This is a genomic window from Liquorilactobacillus vini DSM 20605 (genome assembly GCF_000255495.1).
In the GTDB taxonomy this organism is placed as follows: domain Bacteria; phylum Bacillota; class Bacilli; order Lactobacillales; family Lactobacillaceae; genus Liquorilactobacillus; species Liquorilactobacillus vini.
Map to the genome: position 1 here is coordinate 26,027 of NZ_AHYZ01000079.1, position 23,092 is coordinate 49,118.

The following is a 23,092-nucleotide window of genomic DNA, read 5'->3' on the forward strand; positions in this document are numbered from 1 at the left end:
GAATTAATTGTACACAATGTAAATAGCTTTAAACGAATTATTTTATACTGACTGCCATTTTTAAAGCCGTTTGCGGTGTATGAGTCTGCAATCGGTAAACCACATTATTTTTTTGCCAAATAATTTCTTGATCACGCTGACGATTGGTAATTGCCGTTTGAAAGCTGATTCGGCCATATTTTTGCGGAGCTGGCAGACTATTTGATGCTAAAAATGCTACCGTCTGTTTAGCTAATGGCGTTGGATCCTCTTGATTCACAGCTGCTGCATGAACTGTTAAGTACCAATTGCCTTCATACCAGCTTAAGTACCGTTGGCCCGCACCAGCATCAATCGTTCCGGTGATCCCATAACCCAAGTTGGTCTGCGGTAAACCAGAAAACTCATCAGCTGAGCGATAATTGATCTGTTGAGCAGCTTGCGTTGAATTTTCAAAAGTTTGTTTGCTGTAAACCGCATATGGATTTTCTTGGTTTAAAGAAGAATCATTAAAGTCTTTGGCTGTTGATCCAACACTATAATCGATTGTAAAATTAGCGGCATTGCCTCGATAACGAACATTCAAGCGCTGGCTGCCAGCATCAAGACCATCAACTTGGGGCAAAACAACTTGACCTAGCGCTTTAACCAGTTGTTGATTCATTAAAATGATTCGCGGATAAGTTTGATTTTGATTGCTACTCTGACTGCTAACTGATGAACTCGTTGTCGTCGCAGAGGCTGAGGACGTGACTGCAGAAGATTTTTCAACGCTGTTAGTCACCGAAGATTTTTTTGCCGCTGAGGTTTGTGAACTATTAACTTTGGAAGTCGCAGATACTGCTTGCTTTGATTGCCCACCACAACCGCTTAATAACAGTAATGCTACAACGAAAAATAATTGCTTTTTCAATTCGATCCCTTCCCTTAAATTAAATTTATCCCTTGCTTTCAGCTTACCTGAAGACTAAGGTGAAAACAAACAATATAATATTTTGTTCAAAAAATTCAAAGTTTCTCTTGACATTTAATGATAGTCGGGTTAAGATACAGTCATTAAATCATTAGATTTCGGTTAAAAGCAATGACGAGGATAGTAATTATGATTTAACCAAAAAGAGAACTGTTGGTTGGTGCAAAACAGTGGTTTAGATCTTAATGAATATCACCTTTGAGCTGTCAGTCGAACTTAATTAAGTAGACTTAACTGGTTCCCTCCATTATCAGGGTTGCTGATTGTTAGCACAGTCAGTGCAAGTGGCAATTTTTAATAATTGCAATCAAGGTGGTACCGCGTTCGTTGACGTCCTTTTGAAACAGAAAACTGTTTCAAAAGGACTTTTTTTATCGAAAACTAAAATTCCGTTTAAAAAGAGGTGGGGGATCGTGAAAGATTCCAGTGAGATTCAGATTTCAGATGATGGTCAGATTCAGATTAAGTTGATTCATTCAGTCCAACGATTGGTTCTTAAAATTCACAGATCTCCCCAGAGTGTGGGCAACTAATTTTGGGGGAGACTGTTCATAAAAAACGGAGGTAATTGATTATGACAGATACACAAACCAAAAATACAGTAACATTAACAGCTAACGAGGAAAAATTTGCACAGGCTCTTTACCAGGCTTATACTTCACAAAAGCCTCTGCAAGAAACAACTTGGAAAGATACCGTAACTGACGATCAGACCGCATACCAAGTCCAGGCACGACTAACTGAACTAAAACAGGAGACAGTCGGCGGTTATAAAGTATCTCTGACAAGTGAAGAAACACAAAAGATGTTTGCTTCGACGACTCCACTTTATGGTGCCCAAGTCAAAAGTCATTTCTTAGCTTCCCCTGTTAAACGCAGTCTGAAAACGTTGATGGAACCCTTAGTTGAAGTCGAATTAGAATTCCGAGCTAAAGAAGATCTCCGGGCAAGTGACTCACTGGAGGAGCTAATGCACAAAACTCAAGTTGCAGCCGGTATGGAAGTCCCAGATTCTCGTTTTAGCAACTGGTTCCCGAAGCTTTCAAAATATATGGTCATGTCCGATGCGGCTGTCGGCGGTTTAGTCCTTTACGGTAAAGAATTCGAAACTACTAACGTCTTCAAAGATGTCGCTGACGTCGCCACCGTCAAATGCGAGCTATACCACAATGACGAAAAGGTCAGAGAAGGTGTGTCAGCCGAAGTTCTGGGCAATCCTTTAAAATCACTCCATTGGTTGGTAGCCAAACTTGAGGAACAAGGCAAAAGCTTCAAAGCTGGTCAAATGGTTTCGTCCGGCACATTTGTTTTGCCTCCCAAACTGAGTGTCGGCAAGTGGTCAGCCCGTTTTGATCATGGCCTAGGCGCGGTTGACTTTGAGGTAACTGACTAATTTTACTTAACCATAATCACTCATGATTCAACTATCTTAAAACTGGTTGACAGCAAGAAAATTTATCAGGCAATCATTGGCCTGATAAAAGTATTGACTGGCACCAGTTTTTTTATCAAATCGTTTGAATTTAAATTAACCTTAAATCATCAGCTCCAAATTGTTTAATTTAATTAATTGCTGTATTATTAAGCGGTAGCATTGATTTTTAATTAAGGGGAATATTTTTATGTTTGATATTATTAAAGCTGCTATTTTGGGTATCGTGGAAGGAATCACCGAATTCCTGCCGATCAGTTCAACTGGTCATTTGGTACTAGTTGACGAGTTTATCCAATTACAGCAGTCAAAGCAGTTTATTGATATGTTCAATGTCGTGATCCAGTTAGGAGCGATCATGGCTGTCGTCGTCATTTACTTCCACAAGTTAAATCCTTGGTCGCCGCAAAAGACTAACTTAGAGAAAAAACAGACTTGGACCCTATGGAAAAAAGTCATCTTAGCTGTTATTCCATCGGTGATCGTTGGCTTGCCCTTAAATGATTGGATGGATGCTCACCTGATGAATTGGCAAGTCGTTGCTGGTGCATTGATCATTTATGGTATTTTGTTTATCATTATTGAAAACCATAATCGCAACAATCGGCCACGATTTGCTGATTTGAATAACTTGCCATATTCGATTGCGTTGGCAATTGGCTTATGTCAAGTCTTGTCACTGGTACCGGGGACCTCACGTTCAGGTTCCACCATTCTTGGTGCGATCACGATTGGAACTTCACGTTATGTGGCAACTGAATTTTCATTTTTCTTAGCAATCCCAACTATGTTCGGAGCTTCCTTACTGAAATTATTTAAGTATTTCGTTCATGGCGGTAGCTTAGCCGGCTTGCCTGGAATCGTTTTGCTGGTTGGTGTCGTGGTTTCATTTGTCGTTGCTTACATATCAATCAGATTCTTATTAAACTATATTAAAAAGAACGATTTCAAAGTGTTTGGTTGGTACCGAATTATTTTAGGGATCATTGTGATTGGCTACTTTTCATTAGTTCATTAATCTAGCAAAAAAAGATTGGCTGAAAATTCAGCCAATCTTTTTTTGCAAATGATATAAATAGACCATACTGATTAACAAAACTAATAGCGGCATTTAGACAGACCTTCAGCTGTTGACCCGGCGCCAAACTGATTCTAATAAGACAAAAGAAAGTTTTGCCGTACTTGTCACAACTTCATCAGCTTGTCGCAGTTCGTGCGGATCGCCGACGCCGATTGCTGGCATCCCGGCTGCTTTAATTGCCTGGATACCGGCAACTGCATCCTCAATTCCAATACATTCAGCTGGCGGCAAATTAATTTCAGCGGCACCTTCTAAAAAGATATCCGGTGCTGGTTTGCTGTGAGCGACCTTTGCTGGATCAGCAATCGCATCAAATCGGTCATCTAAACCTAATTTTTTTAAAATAAAGGGAGCATTTTTACTGGCTGAGGCTAAGGAAAGCTGAATATCATGTTCTTGCAGTTGATTAATCAACGTAGTAATTCCGGGCAGGATATCACTAGCTGTCAGATTAGCAATTTCTTTTAAATAATAATCATTTTTTTGAGCTGCTAAATCAGCAATTTGTTGATCATTATAATGTTCACGAATTTTGCCCCAGTTTAAAATTCGAATTAAAGAATCAATTCGGCTAATTCCTTTTAATTCAGTTTCAAACTCGGCTGGCAGCTGTAAAGTTAGTTGATCGGCTGCCAATTTTTTCCAAGCGGCAAAGTGGTACTTGGCAGTATCAGTAATTACGCCATCTAGGTCAAAGACACATTCTTTCATTATTTAGCCTCCTTTAGTGTTAATGCTACTTGTCGATCATGAAGTTCAATCGTGATCGGTTCTCCCTTTAATAATTCGATCTTGGTTGCTTGTTTGTTAACTGTGACTTTTAATAGCCGGCCACGAAAATTAACATGGAAGCGATAGCCGTCCCAATTTTTAGGAGTAAATGGATCAAAATGCAGTTTCCCCTGACGGACACGCATTCCAGCAAAACCCTGAACGATTGCCAACCAACTGCCGGTCATTGAAGTAATATGCAGACCATCTTTGGTATCATTATTGTAATTGTCCAAATCTAAGCGGGCTGTTCGCTGATACATTTCAACTGCCTTTGCTTCCTTATGCAAATCAGCAGCTAAAATTGCATGAATCGATGGCGACAGACTTGATTCATGCACCGTCAGCGGCTCATAAAAATCAAAGTTTCGTTCTTTTTGTTCTTGGGTGAAATCATCAATGAAGTAATATATTCCTTGTAAAACATCTGCTTGTTTGATATATGGTGAACGTAAGATTCGATCCCAGGACCAGTGTTGATTGAGCGGCAATTGATCTTGCGGCAAATCTTTAACCAACGTTAAATCTTTATCTAGATAATCATCATTTTGGACAAAGATTCCTAATTCTTTATCAGCTGGCAAATACATATTATCAGCAATCTCGTGCCATTTTCGCCGTTCCTGATCGGTTAAATTCAATTCTTTGAGTTTAGTTGGATCAACTCGTTGGGCGACTTGATTAGTATAATTAAGGACCCATTTAGCCAACAAATTAGTGTACCAATTATTATTGACATTATTTTCATATTCATTCGGCCCAGTAACGCCATGAATCATGTAACACTGTTTACGCTTTGAATAATGGACTCGATCAGCCCAAAAGCGGGCAATGCCGGTCAAAACATTAAAACCTTCATGTGTTTCATATTCATGATCGCCTGTATAACGCGTATAATTAAAAATCGCATAAGCAATTGTTCCATTCCGATGAATCTCTTCAAAAGTAATTTCCCATTCATTATGGCATTCGATTCCATTGAAGGTCACCATTGGGAAAAGCGCTCCTTTAAGTCCTTGCTGTTGAGCATTATGATATGCACCAGGCAACTGTTTATAGCGGTACTCCAACAAGTTATGAGTAACTTGCGGATCTGCTAGCGCTAAATATAACGGAACAGCAAACGCTTCTGTATCCCAATAAGTTGCACCACCATATTTTTCGCCAGTAAAACCCTTTGGCCCAATATTCAAGCGAGCATCTTCACCATAATAAGTTGAAAATAGCTGAAACAAATTAAACCTAATTCCTTGTTGGGCAGCAACATCACCCTGGATTGCAACATCTGACATTTCCCAGCGCTTAGCCCAAGCTGTTTCTTGGGCAGCTTTTAATTCAACAAAACTTTTTTGTAAAATTTGATCAGTCAGCTGCTGAGTAGCTTGATCCATTGCCATAGACGTCGCATAATCACGCGAAGTTGTCACAATCACACGCTTTTCAAAAGCCTTGTCAGTCTGCGGCATTAATTTGCCGATAAAGCGGTTAACAACTGCTTTTTCACTTTCAACTGCAGGAACGGCCTGTAAGCTGGTCTGATGTGACATCTGCATTTCAGTCGTAAACTCTGGCGTACCAAAATTATTTGGCTTGGTTTTAGCTACTAACACTCCGCTAGTCAAATCACTACGTTTAGCTTGGACTAACCAGAACTGTTCATCGTAGTTGGCATCTTCATTAAAGACATCAGCATCAATTTTTGAATCAATTTCAAGTGAAACCGGTTGAGCACTTAAATTTTTAAATTCCAAATGATTAGCATAAAGCTGCTTTTGCGCAATGCTGACAAATCGTTGGGCCGTAACTGCTACTTGGCAATCTGCACGTTGAATAACAAACTTCCTGGAAAGGATACCTGTTTTCATATCTAAACAAAGTTCAAAATCACTAAATTTGTCTTTAGCTAAATCAATTGATTGACCATTTAGTTTAATATCCAGACTAACAAAATCAACCGCATTGATCACCTTGCCGAAATATTCAGGATAGCCATTTTTCCACCAGCCAACACGTGTCTTATCTGGGAACCAGACCCCTCCTAGATAAATGCCTTTATGCGTATCACCGGAATATTGTTCCTCAAACATTCCCCGCATCCCCATATACTCGTTGCCAATACTGGTCATACTTTCTTGCAACCGTTTGCTTTTTTGATCAAACGTATGGGTAATAACTTTCCATGGATCAATTTCAAAGATTCTTTGCATTTGAGTTCAATCCTCCTCAAGCGTTTTCATATTTCCACTTTATTATAATTGCAATCGTTTGCATATTCAAGCGTAATTAGTTGAATTTTATTTAATTTAGCAAATAGTTAACTCACTTATCTGGCAAAAAAAAATTATATAACATCAATTACCTATTATCAAAAATTTTTAAACCGCAAATAAAATTTAAAAATTTACCTTACATTTTTAGTTACTATTATTTTTAACTTGGAAGGTTCCAACTAGAAATATCAAAAGTATTGCTAGTTTTAAATTCTTAATTGCGGGTTGAGTTTCTCTCAATAATCTGATGATCAACAATCAAAGAAAAATTAGGCTCCTGATTCGCTAATCCAAGCGCTAATAAGGCTGCCCTTTCACCTAATTGCAATGGAAAAACTTCAACTGATGTCAAAGAAGGATGTGAGATCCGGGAAAAAATTGAATTATTGAAACAAATGATTCCGTAATTTGTTTGATGAGCTATTGACGAGCTTTTTAACAGTTGCTGCAAACGAATGCCCACTGTATCGTCACAAGCAACAAAACCATTGACTTGCGAATCATTCTTTAAGAGTTGTTGAAAGGCCTGCCGATTATAGAGATAATCATCCAATTTCAGTTTTAAGCAGAGTAGTTGCTCAGACGTCTGTTGGTCAACCACTTGCTTGACACCTAAATAACGATCATTTTGGACGACTTGTCTCAAGTCAGTATAAACATAAGCCAATTTATTAAAATGCCGTCCCAATAAAAAGTTAGCTGCATCTGAACCGGCTTGCAGATTATCATTATCAACAAATTTAAGGTTTCTTTCCCGTTTATCACTTGGTTTGCCAATCAATACACAGTTAATTCCTGGTTGATCACTCACATAATTCAACACTGGATCTTGCTGACTGGAATAAGTAAAAATAAAGTTCTTAATATTTCCGCGTTTAATCATCGATTGAACATTTTGCAGTAATTCTTGACTGGTTTTTCCAGCTGCTAATAAAACTAAGTAATCATGTTGGTTGCAAACTTGGGTAATTCCCTGAATGATTTTTAAAAAGAATGGATCGTCTACCACGCGTTGCGAAGTCAATGGCAAAACGATTCCAACCATATTAGTTTTTTGGTTTGCTAAATTTTGAGCCGTAAAATTAGGAGAATAATCTAATTTCTCCATTGCTGCTCGAACTCGAATTTTAGTTGGTTCACTGATTAATGGACTATCATGAATGACTCTTGAAGCCGTTGATGGTGACACTCCCGCTAAACGGGCAACATCCTTAATCGTTGCCATTGCAAACGCCTCCTACTATAAATTTGTCGATCTTAGTCATTATAGAATTTTTATTAAACCCTTTTCAAGCTATTTAAGAACTTTCCTTGCATCCTCAACTAAAAAAGGCCCTAAACTAAAACGACCGCCAAAAGTTATTTCAACCTTAGCGATCGTTCTAAATTAATTTATTTTGCCAAACAATTAGATTATTTTAATCCTGTTAAAGTTTAACTTCACATGACCGGGCAACCTGATCAGCTACCATTCGACCTTCATGAATCCCCCAAATCACTAAACTTGGACCCCGTCGAGCGTCACCAGCAACATAAAGCTGATCTTGATTGGTTGTATAATCTTCATTGACTTTCTTAATGCCAAAAGCATCCATAATCGACTTTTGTGCTCCGGTAAAGCCCATCGCCAATAAAACTAGATCAACTGGCTGCTCCTGCTCAGTTCCTGGAATTGGTTTAAATAAGCGTACTTTGCTGGTCGTCATACTGGACAGCTGCCCATTTTGGCCCTTAAAACCGACTGCAGTTGCTTCATAAGTTGTTAAATCTTTGCCAAACAGTTCTTGGGCTTCTTGCTGGCCATAACCCAATTTAGCAACCATCGGCCATTGTGGCCAAGGATTGCTTGCTAACCGCTTAGTTGGTGCTTGCCGGGTGATTTCCAGCTGCTTAATATCAGCAGCACCTTGTCGAACAGCAGTAGCGATACAGTCATTGCCGGTATCGCCACCACCGATCACGACTACTTTTTTGCCAGCTAATGCTTTGTTAGCTTGAGTTCCATCCTTCAACACCTGTTTCGTTGCTAAAGTCAGGAAATCAACTGCCTGCATGATTCCATTCAATTCGCGACCAGGAACCGCCAAATCGCGCGCTGCCCGAGCACCAATCGTCAAAATGATTCGTTGATACTGAGCTCGTAATTCCTCTGCCGTAATATCAACACCAACATTAGTATTGACAATAAACTTGATCCCGACAGCTTCCATCGTTGCAATTCGACGAGCAACAATCTCCTTTGGCAGCTTCATGTTGGGGATCCCATACATCGTTAAACCACCAGGACGATCATCACGTTCATAAACTGTAACATCAAAACCAAATTTATTTAATTGCCAAGCCGCAGACAACCCAGCTGGTCCGCTACCGACAATGGCGACTTTGATCCCATTACGCTGCAGTGGCATCCCGCTGTCGATCACCCAGTCATGTTTGAATGCTTGTTCAATAATAAATCGTTCATTATCTTTGATCGTAATTCCCTGACCATTTAAAGCTTCATTACAAGCTACTTCACAAGGAGCCGGACAAACACGACCTGTAAATTCAGGTAATGGGTTAGTTTTTGTCAACCGTTCAAATGCTCGTTTATCTTCCTGGCGATAAACTAAATCATTCCATTCGGGGATCAAATTATCATTCGGACAGCCACTGACAGCTCGCCCTCCAGCATAAAAGAAACCAGCATGACAATGCGGTACACCGCAATTCATGCAGCGGGCAGCTTGGCGGCGGCGTTCTTCATCACTTAGCGGTCCTTGCATTTCTTTAAAGTCTTTGATGCGATCTTCAACCTTACGAAAGGGATTATTTACCCGCGGATATTTCATAAAACCAAATGGATCTGCCATCTTCGCTTTCCTCCCTACTTCATGATCGTTGGCTGTGCACCAACAACGACATCAAATGCTTTTTGTTCTAATTCTGTTTTTGAAACTCCCTTGCCAGCGTATTTTGCCATAATTTCATTGATTTTCCGATACTCTTTCGGATAAACTTTAACAAAATGCTGCTGCTCGGTTTCCCAATTATCTAATAAATATTTTGCTTTTAATGACGCTGTATAGTGATAATGCTTTTTAATCAATTCTAATAAAAGACGATCATCACCAGTTTCATTTAATTTGAAAAGTTCGATCATTTCTGGATTGCATTCTTCTGGGAAATTGCCAGCTGGGTCATAAACATAGGCCAAACCGCCTGACATGCCAGCTCCAAAGTTACGACCAGTTGAACCCAAAATTACCGCAATTCCATCAGTCATATATTCACAGCCATGATCACCGATTCCTTCAACAACGACTTGAGCACCTGAGTTTCGAACACAGAAACGTTCACCAGCACGGCCATTAAAGAAAGCCTCCCCACCAGTTGCTCCAAAGCAGGCAACATTGCCAACGATTGGCGCATTGCTGTAAATTTGCTTAGCACTGGCAGGAGCTTTGACAATCAACCGGCCACCACTGAGGCCTTTGCCAACATAATCATTGGCTTCCCCAGTCAGTTCCAGTTCCAAGCCTTGAGTAATAAAGGCTCCGAAACTTTGACCAGCAACTCCAGTATATTCAAACTTCAAACGACCAGCTGGCAACCCATTATCACCAAAGCGTTGGGCGATCCAGCCTCCAATACGGGCTCCAACCGTCCGCATTCGATTATTGATTGGCTGTTTAATAACAATTTTCTTGCGACCGTTAATGGCTGCTTCAGCAAATTGGTTCAATTCTGGCCACTGATCTTTTGGCTTGAATGGATCCTCGGCTTTTCGCTGAATTCCCACTGAAGTTCCTAAGATTCTTGAAAAATCAAGTGATTTGGGTTTCCCTTTAGCAATGAAACGTGGTCGCAAGTTTTCAGTATGACCAACTAATTCATCAACTGTCCGATAACCCAAAACCGCCATTTCTTCTCTTAAATCTTCTGCTAAAAAGCGCATGCAGTTTTTAATGTGTTCTGGCTTGCCGACAAAGAACTTCCGTAAGCCAGGATTTTGAGTGGCAATTCCGGTTGGACAAGTGTTTTTGCTGCAAACCCGCATCATGATACAGCCAATTGCTACTAACACTAATGAAGCAAAACTGAACTCTTCAGCTCCTAGCATAATCGCAATTGCAATATCGCGACCGGTCATCAATTTACCATCCGTTTCCAAAGTTGTCCGCTGGCGCAAGTTATTAAGCGCCAACGTCTGATGAGTCTCAGCTAATCCCATTTCCCATGGCAAGCCAGCATCCCGAACTGAATTTCTTGGTGCCGCTCCAGTTCCACCATCATAGCCACTAATAACAACCTTATCCGCACCTGACTTAACGACTCCAGTAGCAATCGTGCCAACTCCGGTGCTTGAAACTAATTTAACAGTAATTTTTGCAAATGGATTAACCTGTTTTAAATCATGGATCAGTTGTTTCAAATCTTCAATTGAGTAAATGTCATGATGCGGTGGCGGTGAAATTAACCGGACACCCGGAACTGATCCCCGAACTTCAGCAACCCAAGGAAAGTTTTTGCTGCCAGGCAACTGACCACCTTCACCAGGCTTGGCTCCTTGTGCCATTTTAATCTGAATTTCTTCCGCACTCATTAAATATTCAGCGTTAACTCCAAAGCGGGCTGAAGCTACTTGCTTAATCTTGCTATTTAAGTTGCGGCCATCTGGTTGGGCCCTAAAACGAGAGCGATTCTCGCCGCCTTCACCGCTGTTGCTTTTAGCACCAAGTTCATTCATTGCCTGTGCAATACATTCATGGGCCTCTTTTGACAGGGCTCCGAAACTCATCGCACCAGCTTTAAAACGTTTGACAATCTGACTAACGGGTTCGACTTCACTTAGTGGAACTGCTGGCTGCGTTTGTTTAATGTCCCATAAAGAACGAATAGTCGTTGGTGTTTCTAACTCTTCTTGATGCATTTCCTTAACATAGTCTTGATACATTTTGTAATCATCTGTCCGAACTGCTTGTTGGAACTTATACATTGTTAATGGATTATATAAATGATGCTCGCCATCACGACGATATTTAAAACTCCCCCCTGAAGGCAGATCCTCATTGGCTTTTAAACCAAAAGCTCGTTGATAACGCTGCAAGTACTCTACTTCAATTTGATCTAAAGTTAATCCACCAATTCGGCTTTCAGTACCAGTAAAGTATTCATCAACTACTTTTTGTGAAAGACCCACCGCTTCAAACAGCTGAGCCCCTTGATAGCCAATAATTGTTGAAATCCCCATTCGGCTCATAACTTTGACGATCCCTTTTTCGGCCGCTTGACGATAGTTTTCCAATTTATCACCTAGGCCATAAGCTATCAAGGTTGTGTAAGCTCCATATGGATGAATTGCTGAAGCACCATAACCCAATAAAGTGGCAAAATGATGAACCTCACAAGCCTCGCCAGTATCAACAATGATTGAAACCAATTCGCGCTTGCTCTTGCGAACCAAATAATTATTCAATCCCGATACTGCTAATAAAACTGGGATGATCAATTTATCACGGGTTGCTTCACGATCAGTTAAAATAATCAAATTCGCACCATTATCGATTTGGTTTTCTGCCGCTTTGAACATATCATCCAAAGCTTGTTCTAAACGATTGGTTCTTAAAACGTTATCGTAACAAATAGAAACTTCCGCCGCGTTGAATCCATATTTTCCATTTAAGTGCCGCAACTTTTCATAATCTGAAGAAGTCAATAAAGGCGAATCTAACTTGATTTTTTTAGCATTAATCGGTGTATCAGCTGTAATATCGCCATCAGCTCCCAAAAACATTTCGGTTCCGATCACTAATTTTTCACGAATCGCATCAATCGGTGGATTAGTAACTTGGGCAAATTGTTGTTTAAAGTAAGTGAACAGTGATTGCGGCTTTTGGCTTAAAACAGACAATGGTGAATCATACCCCATTGAAATAACTGGTTCTTCACCAGTTTTAGCCATTGGGATCAAGGCATCTTGAATAACATCTTCTGTATAACCATGTCGTCGCCAAAGCGTCTTCAGGGCATTAGCTGAAATATTTTCATCAACATCTGCTTCAGGCAGGTCAGCTAGCGTTAATTGTTCATCCTTTAGCCACTGACCATAAGGATGTAAATTGGCATAATGTTCTTTGATTTCAGCAGTTCGATAAAATTTCCCTTGACTGGTATCAACTAAAATCATATCAGCTGGTCCTAAGATCCCTTTATCAAGAATATCAGCAGGATTAACATCATAGACACCTGATTCCGAAGCAACAATCAAAAAATTGCCCTTGACTAACTGATAACGTGATGGACGCAAGCCATTTCGATCCAAAGCTGCTCCAACTTGGATACCATCAGTAAAACACAACGCGGCTGGCCCATCCCATGGTGCAATAAAACTTGAACTATATTCATCAAAGGCGCGCTGCTTAGCTGTTAGCTTGGTTCCTTCACCCCAAGCCTCTGGCAACATCATCAACAAAATTTGTGGAATACTGCGTCCATGGCGATATAAATATTCTAGACAGTTTTCTAATTTTGCTGAATCAGAATCATCTTCATTGTAAATTTCAATATTGTGACTGACCATCCAATTTTCAGCTCGTTTTAGGGTATTGATTTCTCCGTTATGAGCCAAGAATCTAAATGGTTGAGCACGTTCCCAACTTGGAAAAGTATTGGTAGAAAAGCGGGAATGGATTAAAGCAATTGCAGCTTCCATGGTTGGTTGATGCAAATCGGGGTAAAATTCGCCAACTTGGTAGGCATGCAGCATTCCTTTATAACATAAAGTTCGACTCGAAAGACTGACAATTCCAAATTCTTCAGCTGAGAAAGTCTTCTCTAAATGACGACGCAAAAGATAAAGTGCATCTTCAAATTTTCGACCAGCTAACACATCAACCGGCTTTTTAATAATGACTTGAGCAAATCCTGGCATTGCTTTTTGAGCAGTGGGACCACAACTTTCATAAACATATGGTACATCCCGCACAGCAAGGACTCCAAAACCTGCCTGTCGAATTTCATCAGTTACTGATTGCAACATTGCTTGTTTTTTATTTTCTTGCTGTGGCAAAAACAGCATGCCAATTGCATATTCTCCCAGTGGCGGTAATTCAAATTCTTGTCGCTGAGCATACTCCCTGAAAAACTTATCCGGCATTGAAATTAAAATGCCTGCTCCATCGCCGGTGTCAGGTTCAGCTCCGGTCCCACCACGATGATTCATCCGTCGTAACATGGTTAAAGCACGCTCAACTAATTCATGGCTGGTTTTACCATCAATTTGAGTAATAAAACCCATCCCACAAGCGTCATGTTCAAAAGCCGGACTATACATCGTCTTTTTTTTGGTTTCCATTGTTATTCCCCACCTTATTTGCAAAAAATGCCACCAGACATCAAGATAACCCGAACATTATAAAATAAAAGATTCTTAAAAATTGTCTAATGTTCTTTTAATTTTAGTGGTAGATTCAGAAAATAACAAGATGATGGAGTAAATTCTTTGGAAACTAAAGAATTTAAGCGCTAATAGTTTGTTATTTTACGTGAAAGTCCCTAGAATTTGCCTTTAAGCTGACATCAGCTTCCTAGTTTTGTTAACTAAAAAAACACGCAGCTTGATCTGACTCTAAAGAGATCAAAAACCGCGTGTCATAAAAAACTATTTGCTTTTAATGTAGTTTTGTCCATCAGCTGCAGGTGCAACTGCCTTACCTAAGAAAATTACTAACACAACAATTGTAATCGCATATGGCGCAATCTGGAACCAAACTGAATTGACATGTGCCAAGAATGGAACATATCCGCCGATAATTGGCAAACTCTGCGCAAGGCCAAAGAAGATAGCAGCAGCTGTTGCCCCTAATGGATTCCATTTACCAAAGATCATCGCTGCTAATGACATGAAACCTTGACCAGAAATCGTGCTGACAGAAAAGTTCAAAGTAATCGATTGTGCCATGACGGCTCCACCAATGCCGCCTAAAAAGCCAGAAATTAAAACTCCCAAATAACGATACTCAGCAACATTGATTCCTAACGTATCGGCCGCAACTGGATTTTCTCCGACTGACCGCAAGCGTAACCCGATATTCGTTCGATATAAAAAATACCAGCCGATAATTCCAACGATAATTGCCAAATAAGCAACTAACGATGTATGGGTAAACAACATTTTACCTAATAATGGGATTTTCGATAATCCTGGAAAAGTAAAGGTTCCCATACTTTGATCAATAATTGGTGTCTGGCCTTTACCATTATAAAAAATTCGGGTCAAGAAGACACACAATGCTGGTGCAAGCATATTCAAAACCGTTCCACTAATGATATGATCTGCGCGAAAATTGATCGTCGCCACTGCATGCAGCAGTGAAAATAATAGCCCGAATACTGCGCCAATCAGCAATGATATCCATGGGGTAGCCGCTCCAAAAATTTTAGCACAAAATAAATTAAAAACCGTACTGCTAAATGCCCCAACGATCATCATACCTTCAAGGCCAACATTAACAATTCCACTATGTTCTGAAAAAGCTCCCCCTAACGCAGTAAAAATCAGCGGAGCAGCATAAATCAAAGTTGTTGAAAAAACTGTCATTAAAACCGTTGAAAAGCTCATTTTATCTGCCCCCTTCGCTTAGCTTGGTTTGAGCATGGTGTCTTTTCTTAGCTAGCAACCACTCAAATAGATACTTGATGCCCACAAAAAAGATAATTGAAGCAATCACAATATCAACAATTTCACTCGGGGTATTTGAATAAACAGAAATACTTAGACCGCCTATCTGCAAAGCTGAAAATAGCAAAGCAGCAAAAATAATTCCAAACGGATTCTCACTTGCTAATAAAGCAACCGCCATCCCATTAAAGCCAACATCAGGTAAATTGTTTGAGACCGAAATGTTCTGAAAATTTCCTAAACCATCAATTGCGCCACCTAAACCAGCTAGCAATCCAGAAATCAGCATAGCAACAATAATTGTTTGCTTGACATTGACCCCCGCATAACGGGAAGCAGTCTCGTTAATTCCAACTGCCTTGATTTCAAAACCAGAATTAGTTTTATTAAAGTATAGCCAAACTAGGACAACTACGACTAAAGCAATAAAGAAGCCCCAATTAAATGTTGAATTGTTTGTAATTGATTTTAAAAATGGCGTATTCAAACTGGCTTTAGCAACAATATTGGGCGAAGAGTCATTGCCCTTTTTGGCTAGCCAACTTCTAATTGCGTAATTAATGAAGTATAACGAAATATAATTTAACATAATCGTCGTAATAACCTCACTGGTACCAAAGTATGCCCGTAAAACTCCTGCAATCATTGACCAAATGCCACCTAAAATTGCGCCGCATAATAAAGAACCAATAATCAAAATCAGCCCAGGTAAATGGGGAAATGCCAAGGCAAAACTAATTCCTCCAAACCAGCCAAATAAATATTGACCAGGACCACCAATATTAAAGAAACCAGCTTTGCTAGCAACTGCAAAGCCTAACGCCGTTAAAATCAAGGGCGTCATATTACGAAGTGTCTCCCCAATCGAATAAATGTCTCCCAGCGAGCCAATAAACAAATTAATATAATTTTGTAACGGATCATAACCAAAAATCAGCATGACAATCGCACCAACCAAAAATCCAGCAATTACTGACAGCAGCGGGATCATTAAACCCTTCAAAGATTTAATCTGCATAATTTCTCTCCTCTATCCTTTCTGCATAACTGGTTTTTTCCCAGCCATCATTAAGCCTAATTCTTCACTAGTTGTTGTCTTGGGATCTAATTCGCCAACAATTTGACCTTCATGCATAACAACGATCCGATCAGAGAGCTTTAAAATCTCATCAAGTTCGAAACTAACTAGCAAAACTCCACGACCAGCATTTCGCTGAGCCATAATTTTTTCATGAATATACTCAATCGCTCCAATATCGACTCCGCGAGTTGGGTTAGCCGCTATCAATAATTTAGGCTGAGCGGCAATTTCTCGAGCAACAATGACTTTTTGCTGATTACCTCCAGAAAGATCAGCTGCCTTTTCTTTTTCACTTTGCGAACGAATATCAAAATCCTTGATTAGCTGCCGGCCATGCTGATTGATTGCTGCATAATTCAACCAGCCATGACGACTTGCTGGTTGATGATAGTAGTCTTTTAAGACTAGATTTTCAGCAATCGTCAAAGGCAAAATCAATCCGACATTTTGTCGATCTTCAGGAATGCAGCCAACTCCCGCTTGACTGATCTGGCGTGCGCTTAAGTTTTGCAATGGTTGATTCAACAACTTGATTATCCCAGACTTGCTTTTGATCAAGCCTGTCAAAGCGGCAATTAATTCACTTTGACCATTACCATCAACTCCAGCAACTCCAACTATTTCCCCACTATGCACGGTCAAATTGAAATTGCGAACTTTGAGTCGGCCATGATTCTCAACTGTTAGATTTTCAACCTTTAAAATCTTTTGACTTTGATCAGTTTCTTGTTTGATAATGCCTAAGTTAACTTTTCTGCCGACCATCATTTCTGCCAAAGCTGCTTCCGGAGTTTCACTGACTTTAACGGCATCAATTACTTTCCCGTTCCGAATTACTACACAGCGATCCGCAACTTCTTTAATCTCTTTTAATTTATGCGTAATAAAGATCACTGAGTTGCCTTCATTTGCTAGTGCCCGCAAAATTTTAATCAATTGTTTAATTTCTTGCGGTGTCAAAGCCGCTGTTGGTTCATCAAAAATAAAAATATGCGCTTGGCGGTATAAAGCTTTCATAATTTCAACTCTTTGCTGCATTCCAACAGTAATATCACGAACCTTAGCTTTTAAATCAATTTTCAAATGATATTTAGCTGCTAATTGCTGAATATCCTTAGCAGCTTTTTGAAAATTGATCTTGATGCCCTTCGTTGGTTCGTCACCTAAAATAATATTTTCGAGTACGGAAAAAGCTGGAATCAGCATAAAATGCTGGTGAACCATTCCAATTCCTAATTTTTTAGCATCACGTGGATCGTTTAAATGAGCCGGCTGACCATCAATTAAAATTTGTCCACTGGTTGGTTCTAATAAGCCGGAAAGCATCCTCATCAAAGTCGACTTTCCAGCACCATTTTCACCTAACAAAGCAAGGATCTCACCTTTTTTTAATTGCAGTGAAATATCATTATTGGCTTTATAATTACCAAACTGCTTAGTAATGTGTTGCATTTCAACTACATAATTTTCTGCCATTTGCTCCTCCTAAAGATCAGCTATTCTTTTATGCAATAAAATGGTGAAGCATTGATCCGCGCCAACTCTTCACCATCATTAAAATATTGTTAACTGTAGGAATTGAATCAAAAATTTATTTAGGACTGACTTTGATCTTGCCACTTTCAATTTGCTGCTGATAATTTTGAACTACTTTCCAAGCTTTAGCTGACATATTATCATTGACCAAACCAACACCATTATCTTTCAAATCATAAGTAACAGTTTTACCACCTGGAAATTTACCCTTCATTGCCTGATTTGACAGATCCTTAACAGCTGTTCCAACTTTCTTAACAGCAGAGGCCAAAGTTACATTACCACCCTTATAGGCACCATCAGCTTTTTGATCTTGATCAACACCAATTACCCAAACCTTTTTACCGTTCTTAGCTGCATTTTTAGCTGCTGTGAAAACGCCAGCGCCCGTGCCGCCAGCAGCATGGAAAATAACATCTTCATTATTGTTATACATTGCCGTTGCCAATGATTGACCAACATCAGCTTTACTGAAGGAACCAGCATATTTAACATCCACTTGGATCTTTGGATTAACTGCTTTGACCCCTTGTTTGAAGCCTGCCTCAAAAGTCTTGATCACATCACTTTGCATTCCGCCAACAAAGCCAACTTTATTAGTTTTAGTCGTTTCTGCTGCTGCTACTCCAGCTAAAAATGATGACTGTTCAGTTTTAAAAGTTACTGATGCGACATTCTTCCGATTCTTTACGACCGAGTCAATAATCGCAAAATTAGTTTTGGGATTCTCTTTAGCTGAAGTACTAATTGCATTATCTAATTTGTACCCAATCCCAAAAATTGTGGCATATTTTGCCTTGATCAACTTGTTAATGTTTGGCAAAAAGTCCGAATCATCATCAGACTGTGCGTAATTATAGCCATTAACGCCCTTTTTCAAATTATGACTCTTGCCCCAGCTTTTCAAACCTTCCCATGCTGACTGATTGAATGACTTATCATCGATTCCTCCACCATCAGTAACCAATGCGGCTGAATGCTTCGTGCCTTTGCTGCTTGAAGATTGACTACCACATCCCACTAGAACTGTTCCAAGTGCAAAAGTTGTTGCAATCAATGCCATCCATTTCTTTTTCAATCAAATAACCCCCAAAGTTATATTTTTCATGATTCACAGTATACCCTTCTTCGACAATTAAATCAATACGTTTATTTTAATTATAATCAAAATCGTTCGCTTTTTGTTGTGTACATCAATGTGTTAGCTTTATAGCGACACTTTTAATTAATTTTGACGAACGTTTTTATATTTTATATAATTGAATTAATTTTATAATGTAAGGAGATTAAATATGCTTAAAAATATATACTTCGACCATGATGGTGGCGTCGATGATCTAATTTCGCTTTTTTTGTTGCTGCAGATGGATAATATTCGGCTAATTGGAGTAGCAGCAGTTAATGCTGATAGTTACTTACAACCCTCATTGGCAGCTAGCCGCAAAATCATTGATCGCTTTGGTCATGGCAAAAAACTGGCTGTGGCAGCTTCAAGTGCCCGCGGAGTTCATCCTTTCCCTAAAGAATGGCGTCTGACAACTTATTCAGAAAATGCTTTACCACTTTTGAATGAAAGCGGCAAAATTATTACACCGTTAGCTGAACAACCTGCACATTTAGATTTGATCGCTAAGCTGCAAGCGGCAACTCAACCGGTAACTTTATTATTCACTGGGCCGCTTACCGATTTAGCTGCGGCTTTGAAAGTTGATCCAACGATCAGTCAAAAAGTTGAACGGTTGATTTGGATGGGCGGAACATTTCTAGAAAAAGGCAATGTTGAGGAACCTGACTCCGATGGAACCCAGGAATGGAATGCTTTTTGGGATCCAGCAGCTGTCAAAACCGTTTTTGATGCACCAATTAAGATTGACTTAGTCAGTTTAGAAAGTACTAACAATGTTCCATTAACGCCTAAAGTCAGATTGCATTGGGCTGCTTTGCGTCGCTTCACTGGCCTCGATTTTATTGGTAACAGTTATGCTTTTGTCCCTGAGCTTAATCAATTTGCTACTAACTCAACCTATTACTTATGGGATGTATTAACTACCTGTTATTGCTATGATCATTCTCTGGTCAAAACCAAAGCCATTAATTGTGATGTCAGTTTAGCTGCTCCCAGTGATGGAAAGACCTTCTTGACTACTAATGGTCGACCAGCTACTTTAGTTTATGACGTTAATCGATCACAATTCTTTAATTTGATTGATCAACTAGCCAAACGTGCCGATAATTAAAATTTCAAATTCACGGCCTGCAAGCGTATAATAAGTATTAACAGTTTAATTCTTATTACTGTACTCTTTCTGGTGAAAGGTGAACTAAATGACAAAGTCAAATAATCCTCAATTGCCTTCATTCCTTGAACTTGAAAAAAGCGTTCAATTATTTAAAGCTTTTGGTGATCAGACAAGATATAAGATTTTATTCCTATTAGCTGAAAAAAATTTAACTGTTAACGAAATAGCTGACATTATTGGTATCTCTCAATCAGCTATTTCACACCAGCTGAAACTATTGCGGCAAACAGGATTAGTTCGTGGTTTACGCGCTGGGCAAAAAATAAATTATCAGCTGTCTGATCGACACGTAATTACCATCTTTAATCAAGTCAGAGAACATGTTCGTGAAAAAAACATTTAAAAAAGCTCCAGAGTTATTATGCTCTAGAGCTTTTTAGCTATTTATTATTCAAATAACTGAGGCAATTTTTAGTTTTGTTTCACGTGAAACGAGACTATGCTTGTGTCCCTTTTTTGATATTCTTAGCAATATTTTTGATTAGTTCAACATCATGTTGATATTCTTCAACCGTCATGTCAACTTGTGAAAAGCAGGACTTCATTTTTCGTTTAATTTCGCATTTCTTAATTTTGGCTTTGCGGCTTAAACAAATATAAACTTTGCGTGCATCCGTTTGGGAGTGCTTTCTGACAATCCAATCACCCTTTTCCATTCTTCGTAATAAAGGTGTTAATGTTCCATTATCCAAATCTAACTTTTTTCCTAATTCTTTAATCATCATTGGTTCATCATTTTCCCAAAGTGCCAAAAGCGTAATATATTGAGGATAAGTTAAATGATACTCTTTTAAAGAATTGACATAAAATTTATTATAAACTTTTTGGGCAGTATAAATAGCAAAGCAAAGTTCGTCATCTAATTTGTTAGGTTCATGATTCAATCCCATTTTTTTTGCCTACTTTCTTCATTTTTTATCAGGATAAATTTTAACATATCGATGTGGCTCTTTGCCTATCGATATAGTTTTAACATTGCTTCTAGCTAATGTTTGGTGAATAATTTTCCGCTCAAATGCTAACATTGTCGGACAATTAACTGGTTGCTGGGATTTAAGAGCCTGTTTCGCCTTTTGCTTAGCCATTTTCACCAATTTTTTTCGCTGTTCTTCACGATAATTAGCAACATCTAAAATTATATCCAATTTTGGGGCCTTATGTCTAGCTAAAAAAGTTTCAGCCAACGTTTGCAATGCATCTAGTGTTCGACCATGTTTGCCAATCAATTGGCCAATTTGTTGGGTATCAAAAACATAAGTCACCAACTTTTCATCTTGCGTAACTTCAATTTCTGTTTTAATACCCATCGCCTCAGTTGCATCCGCTAAATATTCGCCTAAAGCCTCAACTGCTTGATTTTTAGTCAATCTTTTTGCCACTAATGTTGACTTCTTTTCAACATCTGCGACTTTCTTACTTGATTCCTGCAGCTCGATAACTGCTGGCTTAGTTCCAATTCCCCAAAAACCTCGTGAGCCCTCAGTTATAACTTTTAAATTTACCTGATTTCGATTTAATTTTAATGCTTTCAGGCCTTCACTTAAAGCATCATTAACCGTTTTCCCAGTAAACTTTGTCATTATCTATCCTCCGTATACATTTATAAAATATTATAACATTAAATTCTATTGAAAGTTGGGCTAACTTCTTAAGCTTCAAAGTCAGAAAATAGCTTAATAATCATTTTACAATCAAATTGTAGTAGAATAGTGGTGAAAATCAAAATAATAAGTGAGGTCTTGTTGAATGAAGAGCTTAGTTGATGCTTATACATTAGCAAATGGTGTAAGAATTCCAGTAGTTGGTTTTGGTACTTGGCAAACCCCAGCTGGTGAGATTGCCAAAACTGCTGTTAAAGCGGCTTTAACTTCAGGATATCGTCATATCGATACAGCCGAAATGTACGGGAATGAACAAAGTGTTGGTGAAGCCATCAAGGAAAGTGGTATTGCCCGGCAGCAAATTTTCCTAACTAGCAAATTGAATAACCATGCTCATAATTATCAAGCTGCAACAGCAGCGATTGATCAATCACTGAAAACTCTTCAGGTCAAATACTTGGATCTATTTTTAATTCATTGGCCAAATCCTAAGGCTGCACGCAATGCCAACTGGAAACAACATTTGCAAGATACTTGGGAAGCCCTAGAAGACGCTTACAAAGCTGGCAAAATTAAAGCAATCGGCGTTTCTAACTTTCGTCCTCATCATTTACAAATTTTAGCAGAAACACAGACAATTCAGCCAATGGTCAACCAAATTCGAATTTGCCCTGGTGATTTAGATCTAAAAACTATTGATTACTGCCGGCAAAATAATATCTTATTGGAGGCTTATAGTCCTCTAGGAACTGGTAAGATTTTCACTAATGACACTTTAAAACAAATTGCTGCTAAAAACCAGCGGACAGTTGCTCAGATCTGCTTACGTTGGTCTTTACAACATCAGTTTCTTCCATTACCTAAATCAGTTCATGAAAATCGAATTGAAGAGAATTCACAACTTTTTGACTTCAGTCTGTCTAAAGCAGATATGGAAACCATCGACCAGCTTAAAGGAATTGTTGGTTATGCAGCTGATCCAGATACAGTTGAATTTTAGGTGAACCCCCAAAAATTTGATGTACTTTTGTCTCCCGTTGATATTGATTATATATGATTTTTCTTCTATATCGGTTCTATAATATTTGGTACTGATAGAAATTTTTCTATCCTAGTACCAATTTTTGTTTTATGCTATAAAAAAAGATGAAGCGCTAACTTCATCTTCAAAATAAACTCGTTTTTCAACGAGTATAGAAAGAATGTTTAATTCATGGATTATTGTACCCGATTTTTACTTGGAATTAAAGACACAAGGCTGATTTTTGATCCTAAATTTGGTAAAAATTTCATTACTGAAGGATCTTATCATCATCAAAATGTTCATTTCGTCCATTTGTTACAAACTTATCCTTGTTTTTGCCCTGTTTGTCAGCGAAAAATGTTGCGAAATGGTTTTAAACTAA

General features: G+C 38.9%; 17 protein-coding genes, 1 pseudogene and 1 other annotated feature. Of the genes and pseudogenes, 6 read left to right on the forward strand and 12 right to left on the reverse strand.

Annotated features, from left to right (window positions below; all coding sequences use genetic code 11):
- Positions 1 to 37: 37 nt before the first annotated feature.
- Complete coding sequence (locus ON15_RS05175) at positions 38 to 892, reverse strand: hypothetical protein (RefSeq protein WP_010580418.1); 855 nt, start codon at positions 890 to 892, stop codon at positions 38 to 40.
- A gap of 162 nt (positions 893 to 1,054) precedes the next feature.
- Positions 1,055 to 1,293, forward strand: a binding site (T-box leader).
- Between the two features lie 233 nt (positions 1,294 to 1,526).
- Here ON15_RS05175 and ON15_RS05185 point away from each other — a divergent pair.
- Together ON15_RS05185 and ON15_RS05190 are read left to right on the forward strand one after the other, a co-directional pair.
- Complete coding sequence (locus ON15_RS05185) at positions 1,527 to 2,345, forward strand: 2-keto-4-pentenoate hydratase (protein WP_010580420.1); 819 nt, start codon at positions 1,527 to 1,529, stop codon at positions 2,343 to 2,345.
- Between the two features lie 229 nt (positions 2,346 to 2,574).
- A complete protein-coding gene (locus tag ON15_RS05190; RefSeq protein WP_010580421.1) occupies positions 2,575 to 3,402 on the forward strand; it encodes an undecaprenyl-diphosphate phosphatase in 828 nt (275 codons plus the stop codon).
- A 105-nt stretch (positions 3,403 to 3,507) separates the two neighbouring features.
- Here the strand turns inward: ON15_RS05190 and pgmB are convergent, their stop codons facing one another.
- The 9 genes from pgmB to ON15_RS05235 form a co-directional block, all read right to left on the reverse strand.
- On the reverse strand, positions 3,508 to 4,176 hold the full coding sequence (gene pgmB, locus ON15_RS05195) for a beta-phosphoglucomutase (RefSeq protein WP_010580422.1): 669 nt from the start codon (positions 4,174 to 4,176) through the stop codon (positions 3,508 to 3,510).
- Positions 4,176 to 6,443: a glycoside hydrolase family 65 protein gene (locus ON15_RS05200; protein ID WP_010580423.1), complete on the reverse strand. Its 2,268-nt coding sequence runs from the start codon at positions 6,441 to 6,443 to the stop codon at positions 4,176 to 4,178. The genes pgmB and ON15_RS05200 overlap by 1 nt, the downstream gene beginning before the upstream one ends.
- A gap of 277 nt (positions 6,444 to 6,720) precedes the next feature.
- Positions 6,721 to 7,731: a LacI family DNA-binding transcriptional regulator gene (locus ON15_RS05205; protein ID WP_010580424.1), complete on the reverse strand. Its 1,011-nt coding sequence runs from the start codon at positions 7,729 to 7,731 to the stop codon at positions 6,721 to 6,723.
- Positions 7,732 to 7,933: 202 nt separating this feature from the next.
- Entirely contained in the window at positions 7,934 to 9,358 is a 1,425-nt protein-coding gene (locus ON15_RS05210) for a glutamate synthase subunit beta (RefSeq protein WP_010580425.1), read from the reverse strand.
- 14 nt (positions 9,359 to 9,372) lie between these two features.
- The gene (gene gltB / locus ON15_RS05215) at positions 9,373 to 13,842 is read right to left on the reverse strand and encodes a glutamate synthase large subunit (protein ID WP_010580426.1); all 4,470 of its coding nucleotides are present in this window, start codon (positions 13,840 to 13,842) and stop codon (positions 9,373 to 9,375) included.
- A 306-nt stretch (positions 13,843 to 14,148) separates the two neighbouring features.
- Positions 14,149 to 15,108, reverse strand: a complete 960-nt coding sequence (locus ON15_RS05220) for an ABC transporter permease (protein WP_010580427.1) — start codon at positions 15,106 to 15,108, stop codon at positions 14,149 to 14,151.
- A 1-nt stretch (position 15,109) separates the two neighbouring features.
- On the reverse strand, positions 15,110 to 16,186 hold the full coding sequence (locus tag ON15_RS05225) for an ABC transporter permease (protein ID WP_010580428.1): 1,077 nt from the start codon (positions 16,184 to 16,186) through the stop codon (positions 15,110 to 15,112).
- A 12-nt stretch (positions 16,187 to 16,198) separates the two neighbouring features.
- Positions 16,199 to 17,725 carry an ABC transporter ATP-binding protein gene (locus ON15_RS05230; RefSeq protein WP_010580429.1) on the reverse strand — a complete coding sequence of 509 codons (1,527 nt, stop codon included), beginning with the start codon at positions 17,723 to 17,725 and terminating at the stop codon, positions 16,199 to 16,201.
- Between the two features lie 115 nt (positions 17,726 to 17,840).
- Positions 17,841 to 18,863 carry a BMP family lipoprotein gene (locus ON15_RS05235; protein WP_010580430.1) on the reverse strand — a complete coding sequence of 341 codons (1,023 nt, stop codon included), beginning with the start codon at positions 18,861 to 18,863 and terminating at the stop codon, positions 17,841 to 17,843.
- A gap of 214 nt (positions 18,864 to 19,077) precedes the next feature.
- On the opposite strand from ON15_RS05235, the gene ON15_RS05240 reads away from it, so the two are divergent.
- Positions 19,078 to 20,022, forward strand: a complete 945-nt coding sequence (locus tag ON15_RS05240; protein ID WP_010580431.1) for a nucleoside hydrolase — start codon at positions 19,078 to 19,080, stop codon at positions 20,020 to 20,022.
- A gap of 88 nt (positions 20,023 to 20,110) precedes the next feature.
- On the forward strand, positions 20,111 to 20,428 hold the full coding sequence (locus ON15_RS05245; RefSeq protein ID WP_010580432.1) for an ArsR/SmtB family transcription factor: 318 nt from the start codon (positions 20,111 to 20,113) through the stop codon (positions 20,426 to 20,428).
- Positions 20,429 to 20,522: 94 nt separating this feature from the next.
- Here ON15_RS05245 and ON15_RS05250 read toward each other — a convergent pair whose 3' ends face one another.
- Together ON15_RS05250 and jag are read right to left on the reverse strand one after the other, a co-directional pair.
- Positions 20,523 to 20,975 carry a MarR family winged helix-turn-helix transcriptional regulator gene (locus ON15_RS05250; RefSeq protein ID WP_010580433.1) on the reverse strand — a complete coding sequence of 151 codons (453 nt, stop codon included), beginning with the start codon at positions 20,973 to 20,975 and terminating at the stop codon, positions 20,523 to 20,525.
- 18 nt (positions 20,976 to 20,993) lie between these two features.
- A complete protein-coding gene (jag, locus tag ON15_RS05255) occupies positions 20,994 to 21,665 on the reverse strand; it encodes an RNA-binding cell elongation regulator Jag/EloR (RefSeq protein WP_010580434.1) in 672 nt (223 codons plus the stop codon).
- Between the two features lie 166 nt (positions 21,666 to 21,831).
- On the opposite strand from jag, the gene ON15_RS05260 reads away from it, so the two are divergent.
- Complete coding sequence (locus tag ON15_RS05260; RefSeq protein WP_010580435.1) at positions 21,832 to 22,686, forward strand: aldo/keto reductase; 855 nt, start codon at positions 21,832 to 21,834, stop codon at positions 22,684 to 22,686.
- 213 nt (positions 22,687 to 22,899) lie between these two features.
- Positions 22,900 to 23,092 (forward strand): annotated as a pseudogene (locus ON15_RS11990) (ISL3 family transposase); the annotation flags it as partial.

What these genes read in the sequence shown, in the direction of transcription:
- ON15_RS05185 (WP_010580420.1), top strand. Translation starts at nt 1,527, where the DNA reads ATGACAGATACACAAACCAAAAATACAGTAACATTAACAGCTAACGAG.
- ON15_RS05190 (WP_010580421.1), top strand. Translation starts at nt 2,575, where the DNA reads ATGTTTGATATTATTAAAGCTGCTATTTTGGGTATCGTGGAAGGAATC.
- pgmB (WP_010580422.1), bottom strand. Translation starts at nt 4,176, where the DNA reads ATGAAAGAATGTGTCTTTGACCTAGATGGCGTAATTACTGATACTGCC.
- ON15_RS05200 (WP_010580423.1), bottom strand. Translation starts at nt 6,443, where the DNA reads ATGCAAAGAATCTTTGAAATTGATCCATGGAAAGTTATTACCCATACG.
- ON15_RS05205 (WP_010580424.1), bottom strand. Translation starts at nt 7,731, where the DNA reads ATGGCAACGATTAAGGATGTTGCCCGTTTAGCGGGAGTGTCACCATCA.
- ON15_RS05210 (WP_010580425.1), bottom strand. Translation starts at nt 9,358, where the DNA reads ATGGCAGATCCATTTGGTTTTATGAAATATCCGCGGGTAAATAATCCC.
- gltB (WP_010580426.1), bottom strand. Translation starts at nt 13,842, where the DNA reads ATGGAAACCAAAAAAAAGACGATGTATAGTCCGGCTTTTGAACATGAC.
- ON15_RS05220 (WP_010580427.1), bottom strand. Translation starts at nt 15,108, where the DNA reads ATGAGCTTTTCAACGGTTTTAATGACAGTTTTTTCAACAACTTTGATT.
- ON15_RS05225 (WP_010580428.1), bottom strand. Translation starts at nt 16,186, where the DNA reads ATGCAGATTAAATCTTTGAAGGGTTTAATGATCCCGCTGCTGTCAGTA.
- ON15_RS05230 (WP_010580429.1), bottom strand. Translation starts at nt 17,725, where the DNA reads ATGGCAGAAAATTATGTAGTTGAAATGCAACACATTACTAAGCAGTTT.
- ON15_RS05240 (WP_010580431.1), top strand. Translation starts at nt 19,078, where the DNA reads ATGCTTAAAAATATATACTTCGACCATGATGGTGGCGTCGATGATCTA.
- ON15_RS05245 (WP_010580432.1), top strand. Translation starts at nt 20,111, where the DNA reads ATGACAAAGTCAAATAATCCTCAATTGCCTTCATTCCTTGAACTTGAA.
- ON15_RS05250 (WP_010580433.1), bottom strand. Translation starts at nt 20,975, where the DNA reads ATGGGATTGAATCATGAACCTAACAAATTAGATGACGAACTTTGCTTT.
- jag (WP_010580434.1), bottom strand. Translation starts at nt 21,665, where the DNA reads ATGACAAAGTTTACTGGGAAAACGGTTAATGATGCTTTAAGTGAAGGC.
- ON15_RS05260 (WP_010580435.1), top strand. Translation starts at nt 21,832, where the DNA reads ATGAAGAGCTTAGTTGATGCTTATACATTAGCAAATGGTGTAAGAATT.